General features: G+C 59.0%; 1 protein-coding gene and 2 pseudogenes. 1 reads left to right on the top strand and 2 read right to left on the bottom strand.

All coding sequences use genetic code 11. The features are described 5' to 3' along the window. Nucleotides 1-328, top strand: a pseudogene (locus ACXRVY_RS26300) (biotin-dependent carboxyltransferase family protein); the annotation flags it as partial. A gap of 118 nt (nt 329-446) precedes the next feature. Here ACXRVY_RS26300 and ACXRVY_RS26295 read toward each other — a convergent pair. Both ACXRVY_RS26295 and ACXRVY_RS26290 read right to left on the bottom strand, forming a co-directional pair. After that, nucleotides 447-1,625 carry a vWA domain-containing protein gene (locus tag ACXRVY_RS26295; RefSeq protein WP_223462030.1) on the bottom strand — a complete coding sequence of 393 codons (1,179 nt, stop codon included), beginning with the start codon at nt 1,623-1,625 and terminating at the stop codon, nt 447-449. 12 nt (nt 1,626-1,637) lie between these two features. Then, nucleotides 1,638-1,979: pseudogene (locus ACXRVY_RS26290) on the bottom strand (AAA family ATPase); the annotation flags it as partial.

Here is a 1,979-nt window from a genome sequence, read left to right as displayed (position 1 = left end):
ATTCAACAGCGTGTGGAGCCTCGACAGCCGAGCCGACCGAATGGGGATTCGCCTGTTGGGTACGGCGCTGCAGTACCAGGGTAAACCGATGATTTCCGAAGGTATTCCGTTGGGGGCTGTCCAGGTGCCGCCGGACGGGCAGCCGATCGTGTTGCTCAATGATCGGCAGACCATTGGCGGTTATCCGCGGCTGGGGGCGTTGACGCCACTGGCGCTGGCGCGATTGGCGCAGTGTTTGCCGGGGGCGCGGGTGCGGTTGCGGCCGGTGGTGCAGGATGTCGCCCATCGTGAGCATGTCGAGTATTTGCAGCGTTTTTTGAACAGCTAAAAGCATCGCGAGCAAGCTCGCTCCCACAGGGTAAGAGTCGTTCACAAAATTTGTGAACAGCACCAAACCAATGTGGGAGCGAGCTTGCTCGCGATGGCGTCAGACCAGACAACAAAGATTACTTGGAAAGAAACCGCATCCCTTCCTCCAACCCCCGCAACGTCAACGGATACATCTGATCCTCGATCAAATCCCGCACGATATTGGTCGAAGAGGTATAGCCCCAAGTGTCTTTAGGATACGGGTTGATCCAGATGAGCTTCTTGTACTTCTCCTTGAAACGCTGCATCCACACGTAACCGGCTTCTTCGTTCCAGTGCTCGACGCTGCCGCCCGGCTGGGTGATTTCGTAGGGTGCCATGGCGGCGTCGCCGATGAAGATCACTTTGTAGTCGGCGCCGTACTTGTGCAGCAGGTCCATGGTCGAGGTGCGCTCGGAGGTGCGGCGCATGTTGTTCTTCCACACCGATTCATAAATGAAGTTGTGGAAGTAGAAATACTCCAGATGCTTGAACTCGGTCTTGCAGGCCGAGAACAATTCCTCGCAAATCTTCACGTGGGCGTCCATCGAGCCGCCGATGTCGAACAGCAGCAACAGCTTGACGGTGTTACGCCGCTCCGGCCGCATCTGGATATTCAGCAGGCCGGCATCCTTGGCGGTGTGGTCGATGGTGCCATCGATGTCCAGCTCTTCCGCCGCGCCCTGACGGGCAAACTTGCGCAAGCGCCGCAAGGCAACCTTGATGTTGCGCGTGCCCAGCTCGACGGAATCGTCGAGGTTCTTGTACTCGCGCTGGTCCCAGACCTTGGCTGCCTTGCCCTGGCGCTTGCCGGCATCGCCGACCCGAATGCCTTCCGGATTGAAACCGCCGGAGCCGAATGGGCTGGTGCCACCGGTGCCGATCCACTTGTTGCCACCGGCGTGGCGTTCCTTCTGTTCCTCGAGGCGTTTCTTGAACTCTTCGATCAGCTTGTCGAGGCCGCCGAGGGACTGGATCGCCGCCCGCTCTTCATCGGTCAGTGAACGCTCGAATTCCTTGCGCAGCCAGTCTTCGGGGATCAGTGCCTGAAGATGATCGTCGAGCTTTTCCAGTCCATTGAAGTAGGCACTGAACGCCCGGTCGAACTTGTCGAAATGCTTTTCATCCTTCACCAGGATCGCCCTGGACAGGTAATAGAACTCGTCCATGTCGGCGAAGGTCACGCGCTGTTTCAGCGCGTTGATCAGGTCCAGCAGTTCACGCACCGAGACCGGCACCTTGGCTGCGCGCATTTCATTGAACAGGTTGAGCAGCATGGCATCAGCCTCTTAGCGGGTGCCGCGACGGCTCATGAACGCCAGACGTTCCAGCAATTGCACGTCCTGTTCGTTTTTCACCAGCGCGCCAGCCAGCGGCGGGATGGCCTTGGTCGGATCGCGCTCGCGCAGCACCGCTTCGCCGATGTTGTCGGCCATCAGCAGCTTCAGCCAGTCCACCAGCTCGGAGGTCGAAGGCTTCTTCTTCAGGCCCGGCACCTTGCGCACGTCGAAGAACACGTCCAGCGCTTCACTGACCAGGTCTTTCTTGATGTCCGGGTAGTGCACGTCGACGATCCGCTGCATTGTCACGCGGTCGGGGAAGGCGATGTAGTGGAAGAAGCAGCGACGCAG

It is taken from the genome of Pseudomonas sp. P5_A2_2 (assembly GCF_054177685.1).
The sequence above is the reverse complement of the archived record's forward strand: the minus strand, read 5'-3'. Positions and strand labels throughout refer to the sequence as shown.